This is a genomic window from Vibrio sp. V33_P6A3T137, assembly GCF_009904835.1.
GTDB lineage: Bacteria > Pseudomonadota > Gammaproteobacteria > Enterobacterales > Vibrionaceae > Vibrio > Vibrio metschnikovii.
This window is the reverse complement of the sequence record NZ_WXWK01000043.1, coordinates 1-18,156: the sequence shown is the minus strand read 5'-3', so window position 1 is coordinate 18,156 and position 18,156 is coordinate 1. Positions and strand designations below refer to the sequence as shown.

Sequence of the window (18,156 nt, the reverse complement as noted above, 5' to 3'; positions counted from 1 at the left end):
CTATCTTGGTTTGGCGTCTAATACCATCGTCTCACCCTAACATAAGCCCACCTAAGAGGCTTTAGGCTCTGTTGCATAATGCCGTGTCTATCATGCTTTTATTGCCGCTTTAACTCACATTTTCGCGAACTGCGTTCAGGGATAATTGCACATTCTGCTGTCGTTTCGAGATATACTGATGATCTTATTTTTATCTTAATTATCAGGGCTAAGCGTACAGTCCATCGTCATTAGGCGGGAGCATGAAACTCAAAAGTTATTTAGCATTAACGACGATTGCGACAACCTCTTCGATTGTGATTGTTGTGACCTGCGCTATTTTTTTTCTGCTACAAAATTCCTACACTGAAGGGCTTAAAGCTCGCGGTTTAGAGTTAGCTCGCGTCATCGCGAATGATCCTGCGGTGATTGAGGCAGTGAACGCGCAGAATACATCGCCTACCCGCTCATCAATTGCTGATTATATGGAACATATCCGCGCCCAAACCGATGCGTCTTATATTGTGGTCGTGGATAAAAAGGCCATGCGTTTAAGTCATCCTGATCCGACGCGTGTCGGTCAACGATTTATTGGCGAAGATATTTATCCCGCGTTAATCCAAGGTGCTGAATACAGCAGTGTTCATTCAGGAACGTTAGGTAAAGCGATTCGTAATTTCTCACCCATTTACTGGCAAGACGAGGTGATTGGTGCGGTTAGTATCGGTTATTTATCTGAGAAAACATCGGATATTTTATTGGCGCAATATGGTCATCTTGGTGGTTTAATTGCTGTCGTCTATTTACTAGGGATCGGGATCAGCAGTGCGTTTGTTTTTAAAATGAAACGAACGTTTCTTGACTATGAACCGGAATTTATTATTCATAAATTCCGTGAGCATGAAATGGTATTAGACAGTATTCGCGATGCGATTATTGCCGTAGATAATAATATGAACATTACCACCATCAATAATAGTGCGATGCAAAAACTCTCTATGGGCGTCTGTAATCGTTATGATTATTTAAACCAACCACTCTCCCGTTATTCAACACCATTAAGTCACTTGGTTTTAGCCAAACCGAGCCAGCTGCATCAAGGTGAATTTTCTATTGGTCAATTAAACTACAAAGTAGATATTTACCCGATTGCTAGCCCCAAAGGTGTTAAAGGCCAAGTGATTGTCTTTTTTCCCAATCTGGAGCAAAACGAACTTGAACGTGAAGTGGTTTATCTTAAAAATTATGCCCAGCTATTACGCAGTAAAACCCATGAGTATTCCAATAAATTAAATGTTTTATCCGGCCTGTTACAAAGTCAAAAACACCATGAGGCCATTGAATTTATTCAACAAGAAACCGATCGCTATCAATCCATCATTCATAATATTGTTTTTTCAGTCAATGATAGTGTCATTGCTGGTTTATTACTGGCTAAATTTAATAAAGCCTCAGAGATTGGCGTTAAATTTATTATTGACGAAGATACTCACTTATCGAGTTATCCGAAAAATCTTTCTGAAAAGTTTGTGACTATTTTAGGCAATCTGATTGATAACGCTTTACTGGCTGCATGGCAAAACCGGGCAAGCTGTTGTCCATTGGTGCATATTTATCTTAGTGATCGAAGTCATCATATTATTTTTGAGGTGCAGGATAGCGGAGCGGGAGTCAGTGAGCAAATTACCGAGCATATTTTAGAGTTTGGAGTCAGCACGAAACTCGATCACGAGCAAAGCGGTGTAGGCTTGTATTTAGTCAAACAATGGGTCGATAATTTTAACGGCAGTATTGACTGGGAAAGAACCGACGAAAATACTACCCTATTCAGTATTTATTTAGATAAAAACAAAGTCATTAATTATGAATAAAACAACCGTCATGTTACTTGAAGATGATCCCCGAGCGAGTTATATGCTTGAGTCAGCGATTAATCAGCATCCTGATTTTATCGTTGTCGCCGCCAGTGAAAGTTGCGCCGATGCTTTACTGCAATATACCACCTTTAAACCGCAACTGATTTTTGTTGATATCAGCCTACCAGATGGTAATGGCATTGAGGTGATTCGTCAATTACGTGATCAGCAAGCGGCTTGTGATTTTATTATGACGACCGCCGAACGTGAAACGGCAACGGTACAAAAAGCCATTCAGTTAGGCGTGACCGACTATTTGGTGAAACCGCTGCGCATGTCGCGTATTCATCAAGCGTTAGATGATTACAAACATTACACCGCAAAATTAGCGCGTACGGCAACCGTTGATCAAGGCGATATCGATGATATTCTCGGTAAATCGGTCACTAAACCGTTACGCCAAACTCCCAAAGGGATTGATGCCACTACGTTAGCGTCCTTGAAGGCATTATTACAACAACCACACTTGGCTGAATTTTCAGCGGATGATATTGGCGAGCAGATGAACGTGAGCCGAATTACGGCTCGCCGTTATTTAGAATTTTTAGAATCCGAAGGAATGGTTCGTTTAGCGCTTAATTATAAAACGGGCGGCAGGCCACGCCGTTTGTATCATCTGGTTAACTGATCTTGTTGCTCGGTTAAGTCGGCTCATCCTCAGCCAGATCACCATTGAGTGTTCGGCATAAGAATGAGCCCGTCGTTAGCGAATGAAAGCGTTAGCCATTAAGCGCCATCGAGAGAAAATACCCCACGACGGTTGCGGTTGAAACACCGATAAATCCAGGGATCAAGAAGCTATGGTTTAACACGTATTTACCGATCCGAGTCGTGCCTGAGCGGTCAAAACTTATCGCCGCAAGATCGCTTGGGTAAAACGGAAAGAAGAAATACGCGTAACAAGCCGGTAATACACCGATGATCACTTCTGGTGGGATACCCAAAGAAAAACCCAACGGTAACATAATGGTTAATACCGCTGCTTGGCTTTTTAAGAAGATAGATACCGCAAACATCGCAATAGCAAAAGTCCACGGGTGATGATTCACCACATCACGCACCATATCGATCAAAAAGGTTTTGTGATAACTGATGATGGTGTCACTGAGCCAAGCGATACCAAAGATGATGATTACCGCGGTCATACCAGCAATGAAAACATGACTGTTGACGATTTTCGATGGTTGAATATTGGTGGTTAATAAGATGATGGCCCCAACGGACAGCATTAAGAACTGAATCGCTACCGACATATTGACGCCATTGGGCAACAAGCCTAACTCTTTGCCGAACATGGCGACAAAAATCACCGAGGCAATCCCCAGCATAAAGACCAATAAACCCGTTTTGGCTTTTTTGTCTTCGCTAGAACCTTCAACGACCTCCGCTTCAGGATCAATCAGGCCGTTACGAAATTCTTCATCTTGGCAACGCGCTTGAAACTCAGGATCTTTATCGAGATCTTTTCCTCGGTTTAAACTCCACGTACACGCCACCAATAAGCCAATCAAAGTGGCAGGAATGGTCACCATCAGCACATTGTGTAAACCGATATCCAAATTATTGTCAGCAGCGGTAGCCATAAACACCGCAGCAGCGGCAGCGATGGGGCTCGCTGTAATACCCATTTGTGATGCCACTGACGCAATCGCCATCGGCCGTTCAGGTCGAATCCCTTTCTTATATGCAACATCATAAATCACTGGTAACAGCGGATAAACCGAGTGACCAGTGCCGACTAATACGGTTAATGAATAGGTGCAAAGTGGTCCGAGATAAACGATATGATTGGGATGTTTACGCAGCATTTTTTCTGCGTATTTTACCAATAGTTTTAATCCGCCCGTGGCTTCTAATGTCGCTGAAGCCGATACCACCGCTAAAATGATCAACATAACACCAATTGGCGGCGTTCCGGGAGCAACACCAAAGACAAACGCGAGAACCGAAACCCCTAAGCCGCCGAGTAAACCAAACGCGATGCCGCCATAGCGAATACCCGTAAAAATGACCGCAAAAAGAAGCAGCATATGTAAATAGAACATGTATTTTCCTTAATAGAGAAATCAATTAAACGCTTGTCGGAACCACTAAGCTGATGAGCGAACGTACCCAGAGACTGTCATCAATGCCGGTCAATCTAAAGCCAATACCGCGCTCCAAATACGATCACGCCTATCGTGCCTTCTTGAAGTAAAATCGAAGCTCAATCATGCCCTTGATAATTATAGTGCTAACTATCACTAACACAACTTAACCCGTTAATCTAAGGCGTTATTTTAAGAGTTCAATGATAAAGGTCGCCATGATTAGCATCAAAGCCCCACCAATGCGTGATGAGATTTGCGCGAAAGGCATAAGCTCCATTCGTTTGCTGGCTGCAAGCACCGCCACATCTCCCGTTCCACCCATGTTTGCCATGCATAAGCCGGCGGTGATTGCTGCTTCAATAGGATGAAAACCGATTAATCGGCCCATCAACGCGGCCCCAACTACCGCACCGAGCACGGTTGCAAGAACCATTAAGAAATAGACCATCGTCAATGAGGCGAGAATTTGATTAAGATCCGTATAAGCCACGCCAATTCCTACCAATAACGCTGGTGTTAAGTTATCAACCACAAACTTGTACCAACCGTGAGCGGCTTTCTCTAACTCACGCGGAATCAGCCCCATAACTTTGACCAATGCGACAAATAGAATCATTAAAGCGTAAGGGTGCATGCTGATCACATCACTCAACATCGTACCAACGAAATACATGGTGATTGCCAGCAGTGCGCCTATACCCAAGACATTGATTGATATCGGTGATTCATTTTCCGACGCGGCTGGCTGTTCAGCGTTCCCTCGGATCAGTTGTCCATTACCCGTTAATGAAGGGTAAACTTTGCCCAACTTATCCAGTAGCCCAGCGATAACAATCGCCATCGCGTTACCTATCGCTAATGCAGGGACCATTTTCGATAAGAGCATTTCGGCTGACATACCAGTATTACCCGACATGATTTCAACCAAAGGGACCGCACCAGCACCCATGCCACCGCCCATGATAGGCAAAGCAATCAACATGACCGATGAAAAGAATCCTTCACCCAATAGGCTGCCGACAAGGCCTGCAAATAAAAAAGCGCATGCCACACCGCCCAAAATAACTGGGATGTATTTCAGCGCTGCTTTTTTCAAGACTTGAGTGTCCATACCTAGGATGGAACCGGTCACTAAGCTGGCAATAAAGAAGGATAAAAATCCGCCACCTTTAACAAAGGTAGTCACGGTTTCCGTAGTTTCATGCGGCATAATGCCACTATGAAAAAGGTAGGAAGAGCCAAAGATAACGACAATCGCCCCACCACCAAAAAATTGATTGATAATCGGCGTTTTATCACCGATCAGATTAAGGATGTAACCAACCACGACCATGACGCCAATCGCGCCGATGATTCCCGTTGGTAAGTTATTGGACAGCGTTGAAAAGAGTATCACAGCAGCCGATAAGGCAAAGATGATATTGATCATCCGCTTATCTTTTTGGGAGTTCACATTATTGGCTAACATATTCTACCTTTTTATTAGATTGTTAAAATTATGCCGCCATTCTAACAACCCTTAACACATCGAATATTGAGCCTCCTATTAATGTAACTATCTTTAGCTTTTGTAACTTTTGTTCATGACGTTATACCCAAACTACTTGGCGTTGCAGGCTGGCGGCAGGTGAGTTTATCTCCATAGACTATGTGATTGAGGTAAACGAACGCAGCCAACACCGCTGCATCTTCCAGTAAGAAGAGGATATATGCGATCAACTAACCGTGGGGTAACTAAAAAGCTTATAAACATGTTGTGAAGACATCGCAGAAAGAAAACCGCTGTAATTAAGACTGAACGAGATTTTCTGCCCTACCAATAGTTTTTCGCCAAGCGTTTCAACAATCAAGTGATCACTGGTCGAAGAGACAATGGTGATCCCTTGCGGCGGGGTTAACCCTGATACGTCGACATCCTGACGACCTATAGCCAAAATCGCTTGGGTCACTGGCCCTCTATCTTCAATCGGTTGCTGTTCTCCAAAGGCATTATTACCACGCTTGCCCCAAGGCAAAGAGGGTTTTAAGTTAGACTCTATGACTTCAGCGGTTAAGATCATCGCATCGGTTTGTAAGCCAGCCAGTGTTTCTTGATATAGGGATTCATAGCCAAAAAATATTGCCTCTCCTATACGTAAATGATTGATTCGTGTCTGGCCAGTGTGTGCCAACGCCCATTGTAATGACGCGGAGTTGCCACCGGAAATAATGTCTAGATGAATATCAAAGGTGCCTTCAATTTCATCCGCTAACGCTGATAATACCGCCATTTTTTGCTCATCTGGAGCAATCCCATAACGGCAGGCTAAGTTTGCTCCAATACCTTTAATAATAATATTGGGTAGCAACACGATACGACCTATGAAATCAATCAGATCTTTTGCCATCACCCCTTCTCGTAAATCGCCTAATTCGACCATAATTATCACGCTGTGATCGCTATTGGTTCGTTGAGCTTCGTCAGAAAGCGCTTGAATCACTTCAATTTCGGTATTCAGGCTGATACTGCAATCACTAATGACCCCTGCTATTTGACTGAGCATCGGTGTCCGAATCAACATCAAAGGTATCGAAATACCAGAACAGCGCATACGTTGCATGTTCTCGACTCGAGAATCAGCCAGCATTGTCGCTCCAGCATTAATAAATAGTTGTGCCAGTAAGGGGTGGCCTGAGCTGGCTTTGGTTACGGGGGTCACTGAAATGGCCTTTAGATGCAATTCAGCCATAAGATATTGAGTATTATGAATAATCTTTGTGCAGTTAATCTCTAATCGAGGGTAGTTCACCCTTCCGTCACCATTTTACTGGCTAGCTGCGGATAAACCGATTCGACCATATGTAAAAGTGCATCAATCGGTTGTGATAGTGGATCAGTGACTGGAATGCCCAACTGGGTAGAGTAAGTCGCGATAGCCATCTCTACCTCATCTGCGGACATTTGTTCATGATTTAAGGTTAAGCCAATGACAGACGTCTTCGCAAAGGTTTCAATTAGATTGATTTCAGATTGGGCAGAAGGCATTAACATTTCTGGAAAATCGGTACGGTAAAGGCGATGCGGAGCATGCTGTAAAATCACACTGGTCGGGCAACTGCCACGTAAAATAAACGAACTGGTTGAAAACGCTGGATGGCTTAATGCTCCCTGCCCTTCAATGATAATAAGATCAGGCTGCTCAATTTGATAAGCTTTGACGATCACCGCTTCTAGCTCTCCAGCACAAAATTGAGAGGGAACCGCATCTAAAGCAACGCAATAAGGGGCCCCCTGCATGATTCCGGTTTGTCCTGTGGCAATCATCACCACATTCAGTCCTCTCGCGCGCAATGCATTAGATAAAATAGTCGCTGTAGTTCGCTTACCCAGAGCGCAATCGGTACCCATGATTGCGATTCTAGGACAAAGTACGCTATGTATCTTACCGCTGAATGTTTGCAGTTCTGCTTTGTTTTTAGGTTTACGAATATCTAAAATATGCACATCATTACGAAGGCTTGACTCGACAAATAATGGGTTATCAGTGAGAAACTCATGCAGCCCGTTAACAATATTCATTTTTGATTCCATTGCTTCTAGAATCAATGTCTTTTCGTCATCAGACAACAAGCCATTGGAAGGGGCAATACCAAAAATAAAATAATCAGGCGTTACTCCTGCCTGTTGCAGCGCCGCTTGAATTGTGGCCATTACGGGCACACCATTTTTTTCCTCGTTAAGTACCTCTCCTGAATCTAGCCCAGCAGATTGACTATCCACGACCGATAAAATCCGATAATTTTCAGAATGCCTAACCAATCCATTGGCGGTTTTACCATCCACCTTACCAAAATTGCCTTCGCAATAGATGATGGCAGTCGGAATATTGGGGATGATCGAAGCTAAGGCTGATGGACGGTTTTTGTTATTAGCAACAGTACGAGGATGGAAACGTTTATTGAGTATTGGGGTTGCAAGAGACATAGAAAAGCCTAATCAATTAAGGCTTAGATGGGCAACTCAGGAGTGCCGATCAGTCACATCGGAAAAGAAAAGAAGTCCCTACTAAGCGGTAAGGAGAGACCGCACAGTAGCACACTTATTCAAATATTATCGGCTCTTCTCATTTATCTAGCTTAATATACTCGCACTACTTGAAGTTGCAGGTAGGCGGCAAGTGAGTTAATCCCCATGAGCATAGACAGGCTCTATGATTGGGGTGAACGAACGTAGTCAACACCGCTGCAGCTTCAAGTAGGAAGGGGATAAACAATAATAAATATGACGATCGTAGTAGTGGCACCTATTCAATGAAGCGAAGGTGAACTTCTGGAATGATACAAAAATAAAATTGAAAGACATTCGCATTCATGTCAACATGGTTATGTTATAACATATTAAACAGACCAGCCCGAAAGTTAATATAATGAAAAATAAAAAAAAGCTTTTAGATGTCAAAAACTTAAGTTTACGTATTGATGGAAATCTACTTTTAAACAACGTTAACTTTCAGCTATATCAGGGGGAACGCGTCGCGTTATTAGGCGCTTCAGGGTCTGGTAAATCACTGACCGCTAGAGCAATCAGTGGTACTTTACCTCCTTACTGCGATATTGAGGGAGAAATCGATTTCGATGGCGATAGTATTGCACAACAGCTAATTTTGGCCCGCCGTTCCAAATCGCGCGTAGCAACGATCTTCCAAGATAGTTTTAGCGCACTCAATCCACTGATGAGTGTCGGTAAACAAATGCTGCTTAGTACTCACCTCCGTTCGCAGCATGAATTGCAAACCCTAATGAATAAAATGCAATTATCTAATGGTGATGATCTCCTGTCTCGTTTACCTTGTGAGCTCTCCGGCGGACAACGACAACGTTTATGTATTGCTTTTGCGCTGTTAAGTGGCTCAAGCCTACTCGTCGCCGATGAACCAACAACCGCACTCGATGTCATTAATCAAAAACAGGTCATCACTTTACTTCAGCAATGTTGCGGTGAGCGTTGTCATCACGATCAACAGCTGCATAGCCATCGCCTTTCTCTGCTATTTATTACTCATGACATTAATGTCGCGGCTCAACTGTGCCAAAGAGCAATTGTGATGGAAAATGGTCGTATTGTAGAAACTGGCAGCATGAACGGTCTTCTCACCTCCCCCGCTCATCCTTATACCCAGCAACTGGTTAAGGCGGCAAGCAACCACAACCTCAATGAGCTTATCATACCAACAAGAGTGGCGAGTGCATGCTAAAACATACTGATCCGCATGCATATTTTCTTGTGCTCAATGCATTAAATTACAGTTATAGAACTGCGAAAAAAAAACACACCATCATTGATTCTCTTTCGCTATCCATCGGACAACAAGAACGTGTTGGCTTAGTTGGAGAGTCAGGCAGTGGCAAATCGACACTATTAAAGCTGATCCTAGGTTTAGCGGCACCGCAGACGGGACAAATACATTGTGCGGGAATGCCCATTATCCACTCACCTTGGCAAACACTAAAACATTATCGACGTTTGGTACAATATATTCCACAAGACCCTCATACCGCCTTGCCTCCCACTCAAACCGTAGCAAAATTGCTCGCAGAACCGCTTAAACGATTGGCAGTAGGGAAACCTTGTCAAGCCGCCTTAGAGCGTGCCGTTAAACAAGTCGAGTTACCTGTTAGTATTCTTTATAAGAAGGTAGGTGAACTCTCGGGCGGTCAAGCTCAGCGGATTGCATTAGCTCGTGCATTGATTATACAACCTAAATTTCTATTAGCAGACGAGCCAACCAGTGGCCTTGACCTCCCATTGAGAGAGCAAATTAAGTCGTTACTGAAAAGGGTCTGTCATGAAAACCAGATGGGATTACTCGTCGTGACCCATGATATTTCTCTGGTATCGGATTTATGTGAGCGAATGCTAGTCATGCACCAAGGACAAATTATTGAAGATGGTGCAACCGGTGAGGTGATCGCATCACCAGTGCACCTTTATAGCCAAAAATTGATCGAAGCCGTACCTAGAATTGATTTCCACCATCTCCACGACCAATCATCTTCCCACACCGTTTGATTATTTAAGGATTCACAACGCGATGCTACAGGTAAAAATTGGATTAATATTTGGCCTTGCTGCCCCTTTGTTTTTATTAACTGGCTGTTTTGACTCAGATAACAAAACGGTCCCCTTAGCTGAAAATGATAATAATCGAATTAGACTTGCGATGTTACTCCCGCCACGCTCAGGTTTAACGCCGTTAAGTGATGATGCATTCAAATTATCTCGATGGAGTACGGCCGAAACACTACTTAATTTAAACGATGAGGGCAATCTTACCCCGGCATTAGCAACTGAGTGGCATAGGCTTACCCCTACAGCTTGGCGATTTCAGTTACGCTCTAAAGTTCTATTTCATGATGGTACGCCTTTTAATGCCAAGGCTGTTGTCAATGCTCTCAATACCGCAGCAACAGCAAAACCTAAGCCTCGTATTTTGGATGGCGTTGATCTGACTATTGAGGCTGACGGTGAATACTCGGTAATCGTACATACTGCAACGCCAGACCCACTGCTACCGCAACGTTTAACTAGTCCACAGCTGTCGATTTTGTCACACAATGCTTATGGTGATAATGGCGTTATTAATCCTATTAATACAGGTACCGGTGCTTTTGTATTGGTTAATGTTCATGGCACGAGTAGTGCTCAATTAAATCGTTTTGAAGACTATTGGGGAGAGCCAGCAAAAGCGGCTGGTATTGACGTCAGTTTTGTACCTGATGGCCTCGCCCGAGCTTCAGCACTGCGCACTCGTTCTGTCGATATCGTTGAAGCAATCCCTGTATCTCAAGCACCTTTATTAGATCTAAACCTAGTTCATGAAGTGCCGATGCCTCGTACCAATACCTTGTATCTGAATACTCGCCAAGGAGTAATGGCAGACCCGGCAATACGAGCTGCCGTTCGTGATGCAATTGATCGAGAGCAAATAGTCAATACTGTCTATGAAAAACGTGCTGATATTGCCCAAGGTCTACTTGGCCCAGCTATCCCTTGGGCGGCGAAATTACGCCAGCCAATCAAGCATCCAACGCCAGCGGGTCATCCTAATGGAGCGATCATCACTTTAGCTACGTTTACCGACCGAACGGAACTACCGGAAGTGGCGGTCTATTTGGCACAACAGTTGACTCAAGCTGGGTTTAAGGTCAGACAAGTGGTTCGTGAGTATTCTCAAATCGAAGCGGATGCTTTAGCTGGAAAATTTGATGCCTTTATTCTCTCTCGTGCAACCGTACTCGATTCTGGCGATCCCGTGGCTTATATGTACAGTGATTTCAGCTGTAAAGGTTCGTTCAATATTGCGCAGCTTTGCCAGTTAGATATTGATAATGCTTTGGAAAAAGCATCGGAATTACCTGCAGGTTTAGAAAGACAACAAGCTATCATGGACGCTGAAGCACTTATTTTAGCTAGTGATGCGGCTATTCCTATGCTACATGAACGGGTTATTCAAGGAGAATCCGCTTACGTTCGTCATGCCGATCGTGATCCCCGAGAGCGAACCTTAATCAGTAATCAGACTTATCTGAGCACAATCATTGAAACATCACAATAAAGGCATCGCTATCCATGATGACAACACAACACTTCACGCGAAAAACGTTGATACCATGGCGATTATCAAGCATCAATACTCCCACTTTAATTACGCTTTGTTCACGTATTTTTACCATGGCGGGCCTTGTTGTTCTGATTGCTTTGCTGCCTTGGCTATCCGGACAAGATCCCGCCTTAGCTTTATTAAGAGCACGTTCAGCAGAACAAAACCCAAGTGAGGAAACACTTAATGCTATCCGCCAATCTCTAGAGTTAGATCAAGGACCATTTTCACTAATGTTCCACTGGCTAACTAATCTGTTGCAAGGTGACCCAGGGACATCTTGGGTCACTGGCAAGCCGATTCTTAATGACATGTTAAGTGCTGCAGGCGTATCGTTGCAGCTGATGGTTCTGGCTCTTGGGGTAGCATTTGTGATCGCGTCACTTTTAGTTACCCCAACACTTCGTCGAGGATTAAAAGGACAAGCCTATCGAAGCAACGGCATTCTTGCGGTTGGGTTAACTGCACTACCAGAGTTTCTTCTCGCTTCGTTACTACTCTTGGTGGGTGCGGTATGGTTACGCTGGCTACCACCCTTCGGTTGGTATGGTTTTAGTTATACTATTTTGCCTGCTTTAGCATTAGGTATTCCCGCTGGCGGCTATCTAGGCCGTTTATTTTCTGATGCCATTGCACAAGTTTTTACTGAAGCTTGGGTAGCAACTTGGAGCGTTGCAGGTATTCGCCGTATTCATATCATTTTAGCCGTTCTCAAACGAGCCTTGACTACCGTTCTACCAATGATTGGTTTAGTAATCGTATCACTAACAGGTGGAGCGATTGCGGTGGAAAAAGTGTTTGCTATACCCGGCTTAGGACGAGTAACGCTAGGAGCAGCCATTGCGAAAGATCTACCGACGTTACAACTGGGTATTTTGTTGATTCTTTTGCTCGCGTTTATGGTTGGGGTTGCGGTGAACATCACCAAAGCTTTACTGCTAGGCCGAGCACTGACACAAGGCGCGATGCCGTTACCTAAAGAATCAAATATCACTATGGGTAAGAGTACACGACGAACCCCAATGCTATGCATCATGCTATTAGCCAGTGTGATGTTATTTGGCTTGGGGCGTGATCCTTATGCCATTGAGTTTATGCGACTCGAACCTCCTTCATTACTACTGCCTTTTGGTGCAGATGCCATGGGACGCGATCTATTGGCTAGGGTCGCTCATGGAAGTCTTTATACTTGCTTATTGGCCGTTGGCGTTGCCATCAGTTGCCTTTTTATTGGTTTATTGATTGGTCAATTTCCACGATTAATGACCGGCCCGATTGAAGTCGCTAACGCGTTGCCTCCTGTAGTAAGCGGCTTATTAGTCGCAGCAGTCTATGGACCTGGATTGTACGGCGCAGCTCTATCCGTCATCCTGATCAGTTGGGCACCTCTTGCTGCTCATGCTGCTACGCTAACAACCGAAGTCCGAGCTAGACCTTATATCCAAATGTTACCACTTATTGGCGTTGGAATGATTCGTCGTAATCTATTTTATATATTGCCAGCCGTCATCAAACCATTATTACGTCATGCCATGTTACGAGTGCCTGGTATTGCCCTCGCTCTTGCTTCTCTTGGTTTTCTGGGGTTAGGCGCTATGCCACCAAGCCCTGAATGGGGGAGAATTCTTGCCGAAGGGATGCCCTACATTGAACGTAGTTATTGGGTCGTTCTTGCGCCATCACTGGCGTTAATAACATTATCCGTGTTTGCGGTCAGTTCAGTGAATGTTATTGGAGCTAGAAAGCTCCTTAAATAAAATAGGGGAGCTCAAAAACTATCACTGGCTTTTTGCGGGCACTCAAAGTTCATCGTGCTAAGTTTCGATGCACGACGAACTTTGAGTGGTTAAACAAGTCTTGAATTTTACCTTACGATTTTAAAACGATGAGCGTGACGTTTGTCGATGCAGCCATACACCAGAGAAAACACCTAATAAGGCTAATGTTATCCAGATCCAGTTGGTTGAAAAATTTAAACCTAACAACCACCCCGCGAGACTATTGCCAATAAACGCAAAAATACCGCCAATACAAGCTTGTAAACCGTAATAACTAGCCAATTTCGTTGAGGAAGCAAAATTAGGCACGTAAGCGCTCAGTAACGGAAAAACCATCATTGAGCCAAAGCTGAGTAATGCGGCGCATAAAACAAACGGTAATGCAGGCCAAAGCGGAAAAGATAGAGTAAGGATTAAGAATGCTCCTCCCATCAGTGACATTCCCCATCCCATCCCTTTTGCTGTGCCTAATGAGCGATCTATCCAACGGCTTATTATCATTTGTAGTGCCACCCCCATCAGTGACGAAACCATAAATACCCAAGTAATAATGCTAGGGTCATTAGTCTCTACGCGCGCATGATAAGGTATCGCCATATACAGTTGGTGAAATAGCACTTGATAAATAGAAGCAGCCATTACAAAGGCCATAAACGGTTTATTGCGTAACATCTCTAGCCAATCTTGCCAAAATGGCTGTTGAGCTGATCGGTTTATTTTGTGCCTTTGAGTCGGTAGAAAAAACCATTGCAACAATAGTAATAGGATAAAAATACCAGCAGATAGCACGCCAACCAACGTGAAACTAACACTTAATAGCATCAAACCAAGCAAAGGCCCTAATAACATACCGGCTTCACTAGCAAGGTTTTGTAATGCAAAGACTCGATTGCGTTGTTGATTTTCAGGATATTCAGCAGCAAGAAATGCTTGGCTACTTGGTGTAAATAATGCCCCGGCAAATCCAGTTGCAAAAGCTCCGACGATAATCCACGGTAATTCAACACTCAAGGCAAGCATCAAAAAGCCGACAATACGAACCATACAACCAAATAAAATCATCGGTTTATAACCAAACCAATCACCGAGAGTGCCTCCAACTAAAAATAGCCCCTGTTGACTAAGAACTCGTAAACCGATAACCAGCCCAATATAGGCGCTACTTAAGCCTAAACCTTGTAAATGGTCAGCTAAATAAGGCATCAACATATAGAAACCTAAGTTAAAACTTAGGCTATTCGCGACCAAAACTTTTCCTGCCGGGGAAAGAAGCTGCCAATCATTAAGAAGAGCAACCGGTGGGCGTTTTATCATTGGATTAAACTCGTTTGTTGATTGAGAAGAAGAAACTGAATGAGAAAATTGTAATATTATAACAATAATCAATCATTAAACGCTATTGAATACTAATGATAGGCATTAACAGATATTGCTAGATCACTGACGGTATTGAAAACGGTAAAAAGTAAGAGAAAAAGAAAGGAAATTTAGGGGTAGAAACAACAAAGCCCGCTAAAAAGCGGGCTTTGTCTAAAATTTGGTGGGTCTAGGCAGACTCGAACTGCCGACCCCTACCATGTCAAGGTAGTACTCTAACCAACTGAGCTATAGACCCAAATTTTTCTTGTTCACATTGGTGCGTCCGAGTGGACTCGAACCACCGACCCCCGCCATGTCAAGGCGATACTCTAACCAGCTGAGCTACGGACGCATCACTTGAGAACGGGGTGGATATTAGCGATTGATTTTACTCAGTGCAAGTGGATTTTTACTATTTTTGTATCAACTGACTCTTGCGTGATCAACTTGCTGGTTTTTTACTCTAAAATAACCGTTGTCATCCAATCTTTCTGTCTAAGTTCACAATCATCTCCCTTTTATAGTAGGCCGTAAGTAAGTCATAAAAAAGAGAAAAAGTGGATCACATCAAAAATCAAAAAGGCCGTTAATTAGAACTAGCTCCTCTTTTTGTGATTTGGATTCAAAAATAACGTTGATTGGTGAAGGCAAATGGGTACTATAACGGCTATTCGAACGAATATGCAATTGAGTCGGTAGAACATGGATGCAAAACTGTTTAATCATTCACAAACGCTAAGAGCGTCCGTACTTCGCGGGCTGAGCTTATTCTTGTGTTTTATTGCTCTCTCTATGGCCATCTTCAACGTTGTCTACCATCAAGCACTCGGCCTAGCGAGTATTGAAGTTCTGTTTTCAGGCTACTCTTTCTATGTTCATCAATACGCTAAACAGAATGATTACTCTGAGCGCCATGCTCAGTTTTACGTTTGTGTCCTATTAACGATCATAGTGTTAGCAACTTATCTACAACCGATTAGCAATGGGACCTTTATATGGGGCTTATTGGCTCCGGTGGTACTTTACGTCTTTCTGGGTCAGAAACTAGGCGGAGTAGTAACCGGTATGATCGTCGTGATCATCAGTTGCCTTTTGTTTATTCAGCTCCCCTACTCATCGTATCCTAATGCCATACCTATACTGATTAATTTTAGTTTTTGCTATAGCGGCCTTTGGTTTATTGCTCATCTTTATGAATCTAATCGCCATAAAATTGAATTTACGCTGACTCATTTAGCCACTCGAGACCCATTAACTGGAGCTCATAATCGACTTTCGCTGCATTCTGCATTTGACTATTTTGAGCAAAACAAGAGCCCAAATACCTCGCTTTGCTTATTGATTATTGATTTAGATTACTTCAAACAAATCAACGATCAGTTTGGCCATGATACTGGCGATAAAGTGCTAGTAGAAACATGTCGATTATTTGCTCAACATGTTGGGGAGAAAAACTTATTTCGAATTGGTGGGGAAGAGTTTTGTATTACTCTCTTTGATCATTCACTGTTACAGGCAGAGCAAATCGGCGAAAGGCTACGCAATCTTGTTGCTAATTACTCATTTTCTAAACAACAAGCTATCCAGTTAACACTCAGTGTCGGTATTTGTGAGTATCGCAGCGGGGATAACTTGAATGAGTTAATTAAATTAGCGGATATGGAACTGTATAAAGCGAAAAAAAATGGCCGAAATCAAGTCTGTATTTGTCAATCATCAGCCAGCAAAGATTATACTGAACTTTCACAAGCTGATTCAATTTAGCCGTTTTATTTCGGACACCGGTACCTCAGCTTCATCAGTTTCAAAAACAACGTTATAATTCTCAGTATAGGTACAATGAGGTAAACGACTACAAGTGAAAAATCGTCGGCCTTTAAACTCACCTTGGCTGGCCGTCTTGATGACCATTGGGCTACCACAACGCTTACAAAAACGAACTTCTTTATCCGGCTCAATAAGATCAATGTGTGCGGCAAGCAATCGGCGTAGTTTACCCACTTGATAACTGTATTTAATATTGGCGCCAATTAATGGAATATTAGCTGACTGACACACTTGCAGTAACAACTTTTGTCGCTCTATTTTTCCTTTGTTTAACGGTTTTCCATCATCGAGTTCCATGATGACTCGTGGTTCTAACGTTCTTGCATCGCAAACCACAAAACTAAAATAATGCTTAGCAATCCGACTATGAGCAATAAACCATTGTTTTTTTTTCTTCAATGGTTTGGGCATAACAGCATGGGTCATGCTTACTTTTGCCAGCACAATACCGTGCTCACCGACGGCAGCTCTTAATGCATTAAAAAAGGTACTTTCTGCGGCATTCAGTAACGGGCCACTTTTTTTGTAAGTGTAATCTTTACTATCATCATTACGAATTAAATATTTTTGAATGAATAGAAAAAAACCAACCAAAAGAGCAACTATAATAAAGACGTTCGCCATAGTACCTATTCTTTATCTATACAACGCTAACGAGAAGCTTATCGCTATATTGATTATTATTAAAAAATAAAACTATCCATCAAACCGACCATCTTACCAATTTCAGGTTTAGTGATAGTGTCGTTAGCACCTAGAGCAAGCGCTTTAGCTCGGTTATCATCGCTCATTAATGATGAGAACATGATGATTGGTGTTTGGTTATATGCTTCATTCTCACGTAACCGTTTGACTAAATGCATCCCATCCATACGCGGCATTTCTACATCAGTCACGATGGCATTTACCAACTCACTAACGGAGGTATTCTCTTCTTTGGCCACACGCTGAATATCCATTAGCTTTTCGTACGCTTCTCCCCCATCTTTACAAGCAATCACGTTATAACCAGCTGAACTCAGCGTTTCTTGAATCATACTACGAATAAATGCCGAATCATCGACTACCATGATCGTTTTAGCATTGCGTTTGCTGACCATTTTCTGATTTAAATCAATCGAACGATCCATTTTAACATCGTATTTACCCATACTTAATTCTGGGTTGATGTCAGCAATGATTTTCTCAAAATCTAAAATCATGATCAGCTTTTTGTCTTTACGGACGACGGCAACGACACAGTCTTGCTCACCAGCTTCTAAAAATTGACTCGGTGACTCAACATCATTCCACGAAATACGGTGAATTCGACTAATACTGTCAATTAAAAATCCGTTTGTCATACGGTTAAAGTCGGTCACTATAACGTATTTGTTCTTAATATCTGGGCGAGTGGGAACACCAAGCCAACCAGCAAGATCGACTAAGGGTGTTAATATTTCCCGAGAAGAAAAGACCCCTATCATGTGAGGCTGTGCATTGGGATAATCGGTGGTTTCAGGTACACGAATGACTTCTCGTACTTTGGCAACGTTAATCCCGTAGTAACAGGTTTTCGTCTCACCAC

At 43.0% G+C, this 18,156-nt stretch carries 14 protein-coding genes and 2 tRNA genes; 7 read left to right on the top strand and 9 right to left on the bottom strand.

The features are described from left to right. Positions 1-242: 242 nt before the first annotated feature. Both CAG60_RS03350 and CAG60_RS03345 read left to right on the top strand, forming a co-directional pair. The gene (locus CAG60_RS03350) at positions 243-1,850 is read left to right on the top strand and encodes an ATP-binding protein (protein WP_154168024.1); all 1,608 of its coding nucleotides are present in this window, start codon (positions 243-245) and stop codon (positions 1,848-1,850) included. Beyond that, positions 1,843-2,523, top strand: coding sequence for a response regulator (locus CAG60_RS03345; RefSeq protein WP_187985748.1), 681 nt, complete (start codon positions 1,843-1,845; stop codon positions 2,521-2,523). The genes CAG60_RS03350 and CAG60_RS03345 overlap by 8 nt, the downstream gene beginning before the upstream one ends. 91 nt (positions 2,524-2,614) lie before the next feature. Here the strand turns inward: CAG60_RS03345 and CAG60_RS03340 are convergent, their stop codons facing one another. The 4 genes from CAG60_RS03340 to CAG60_RS03325 form a co-directional block, all read right to left on the bottom strand. Beyond that, positions 2,615-3,940, bottom strand: a complete 1,326-nt coding sequence (locus CAG60_RS03340) for an anaerobic C4-dicarboxylate transporter (protein ID WP_004395169.1) — start codon at positions 3,938-3,940, stop codon at positions 2,615-2,617. Between the two features lie 229 nt (positions 3,941-4,169). Next, complete coding sequence (locus CAG60_RS03335) at positions 4,170-5,414, bottom strand: 2-hydroxycarboxylate transporter family protein (RefSeq protein WP_237667745.1); 1,245 nt, start codon at positions 5,412-5,414, stop codon at positions 4,170-4,172. Positions 5,415-5,700: 286 nt separating this feature from the next. Beyond that, complete coding sequence (locus tag CAG60_RS03330; protein ID WP_161438298.1) at positions 5,701-6,774, bottom strand: alanine racemase; 1,074 nt, start codon at positions 6,772-6,774, stop codon at positions 5,701-5,703. Next, positions 6,771-7,949: a DUF1611 domain-containing protein gene (locus tag CAG60_RS03325; RefSeq protein WP_161438297.1), complete on the bottom strand. Its 1,179-nt coding sequence runs from the start codon at positions 7,947-7,949 to the stop codon at positions 6,771-6,773. The genes CAG60_RS03330 and CAG60_RS03325 overlap by 4 nt, the downstream gene beginning before the upstream one ends. Before the next feature lie 442 nt (positions 7,950-8,391). Here CAG60_RS03325 and CAG60_RS03320 point away from each other — a divergent pair, with 442 nt between their 5' ends. The 4 genes from CAG60_RS03320 to CAG60_RS03305 are packed head-to-tail and all read left to right on the top strand — an operon-like array spanning position 8,392 to position 13,382. Continuing rightward, a complete protein-coding gene (locus CAG60_RS03320) occupies positions 8,392-9,219 on the top strand; it encodes an ATP-binding cassette domain-containing protein (RefSeq protein WP_161438296.1) in 828 nt (275 codons plus the stop codon). After that, positions 9,213-10,034: an ABC transporter ATP-binding protein gene (locus CAG60_RS03315; protein WP_161438295.1), complete on the top strand. Its 822-nt coding sequence runs from the start codon at positions 9,213-9,215 to the stop codon at positions 10,032-10,034. The genes CAG60_RS03320 and CAG60_RS03315 overlap by 7 nt, the downstream gene beginning before the upstream one ends. Positions 10,035-10,056: 22 nt before the next feature. Beyond that, a complete protein-coding gene (locus tag CAG60_RS03310) occupies positions 10,057-11,580 on the top strand; it encodes an ABC transporter substrate-binding protein (RefSeq protein ID WP_161438294.1) in 1,524 nt (507 codons plus the stop codon). A 14-nt stretch (positions 11,581-11,594) separates the two neighbouring features. Then, positions 11,595-13,382 (top strand): ABC transporter permease subunit, encoded by a 1,788-nt coding sequence (locus CAG60_RS03305; RefSeq protein WP_161438293.1) that lies wholly within the window; start codon positions 11,595-11,597, stop codon positions 13,380-13,382. A gap of 120 nt (positions 13,383-13,502) precedes the next feature. Here CAG60_RS03305 and CAG60_RS03300 read toward each other — a convergent pair whose 3' ends face one another. From CAG60_RS03300 to CAG60_RS03290, 3 genes are all read right to left on the bottom strand, one after another. Beyond that, complete coding sequence (locus CAG60_RS03300) at positions 13,503-14,717, bottom strand: MFS transporter (protein WP_154168007.1); 1,215 nt, start codon at positions 14,715-14,717, stop codon at positions 13,503-13,505. A gap of 224 nt (positions 14,718-14,941) precedes the next feature. Continuing rightward, positions 14,942-15,018 (bottom strand) — tRNA-Val (locus CAG60_RS03295). 19 nt (positions 15,019-15,037) lie between these two features. Next, a tRNA-Val gene (locus tag CAG60_RS03290) sits at positions 15,038-15,114 on the bottom strand. 350 nt (positions 15,115-15,464) lie between these two features. On the opposite strand from CAG60_RS03290, the gene CAG60_RS03285 reads away from it, so the two are divergent. Then, entirely contained in the window at positions 15,465-16,526 is a 1,062-nt protein-coding gene (locus tag CAG60_RS03285; protein ID WP_161438292.1) for a GGDEF domain-containing protein, read from the top strand. Here CAG60_RS03285 and CAG60_RS03280 read toward each other — a convergent pair. Next, positions 16,518-17,213 (bottom strand): DUF2726 domain-containing protein, encoded by a 696-nt coding sequence (locus tag CAG60_RS03280; RefSeq protein ID WP_161438291.1) that lies wholly within the window; start codon positions 17,211-17,213, stop codon positions 16,518-16,520. The two genes, CAG60_RS03285 and CAG60_RS03280, sit on opposite strands and share 9 nt — an antisense overlap. 59 nt (positions 17,214-17,272) lie before the next feature. Continuing rightward, positions 17,273-18,156 (bottom strand): chemotaxis protein CheV (locus CAG60_RS03275; protein WP_161438290.1); only part of this gene is annotated, 884 nt, incomplete at its 5' end.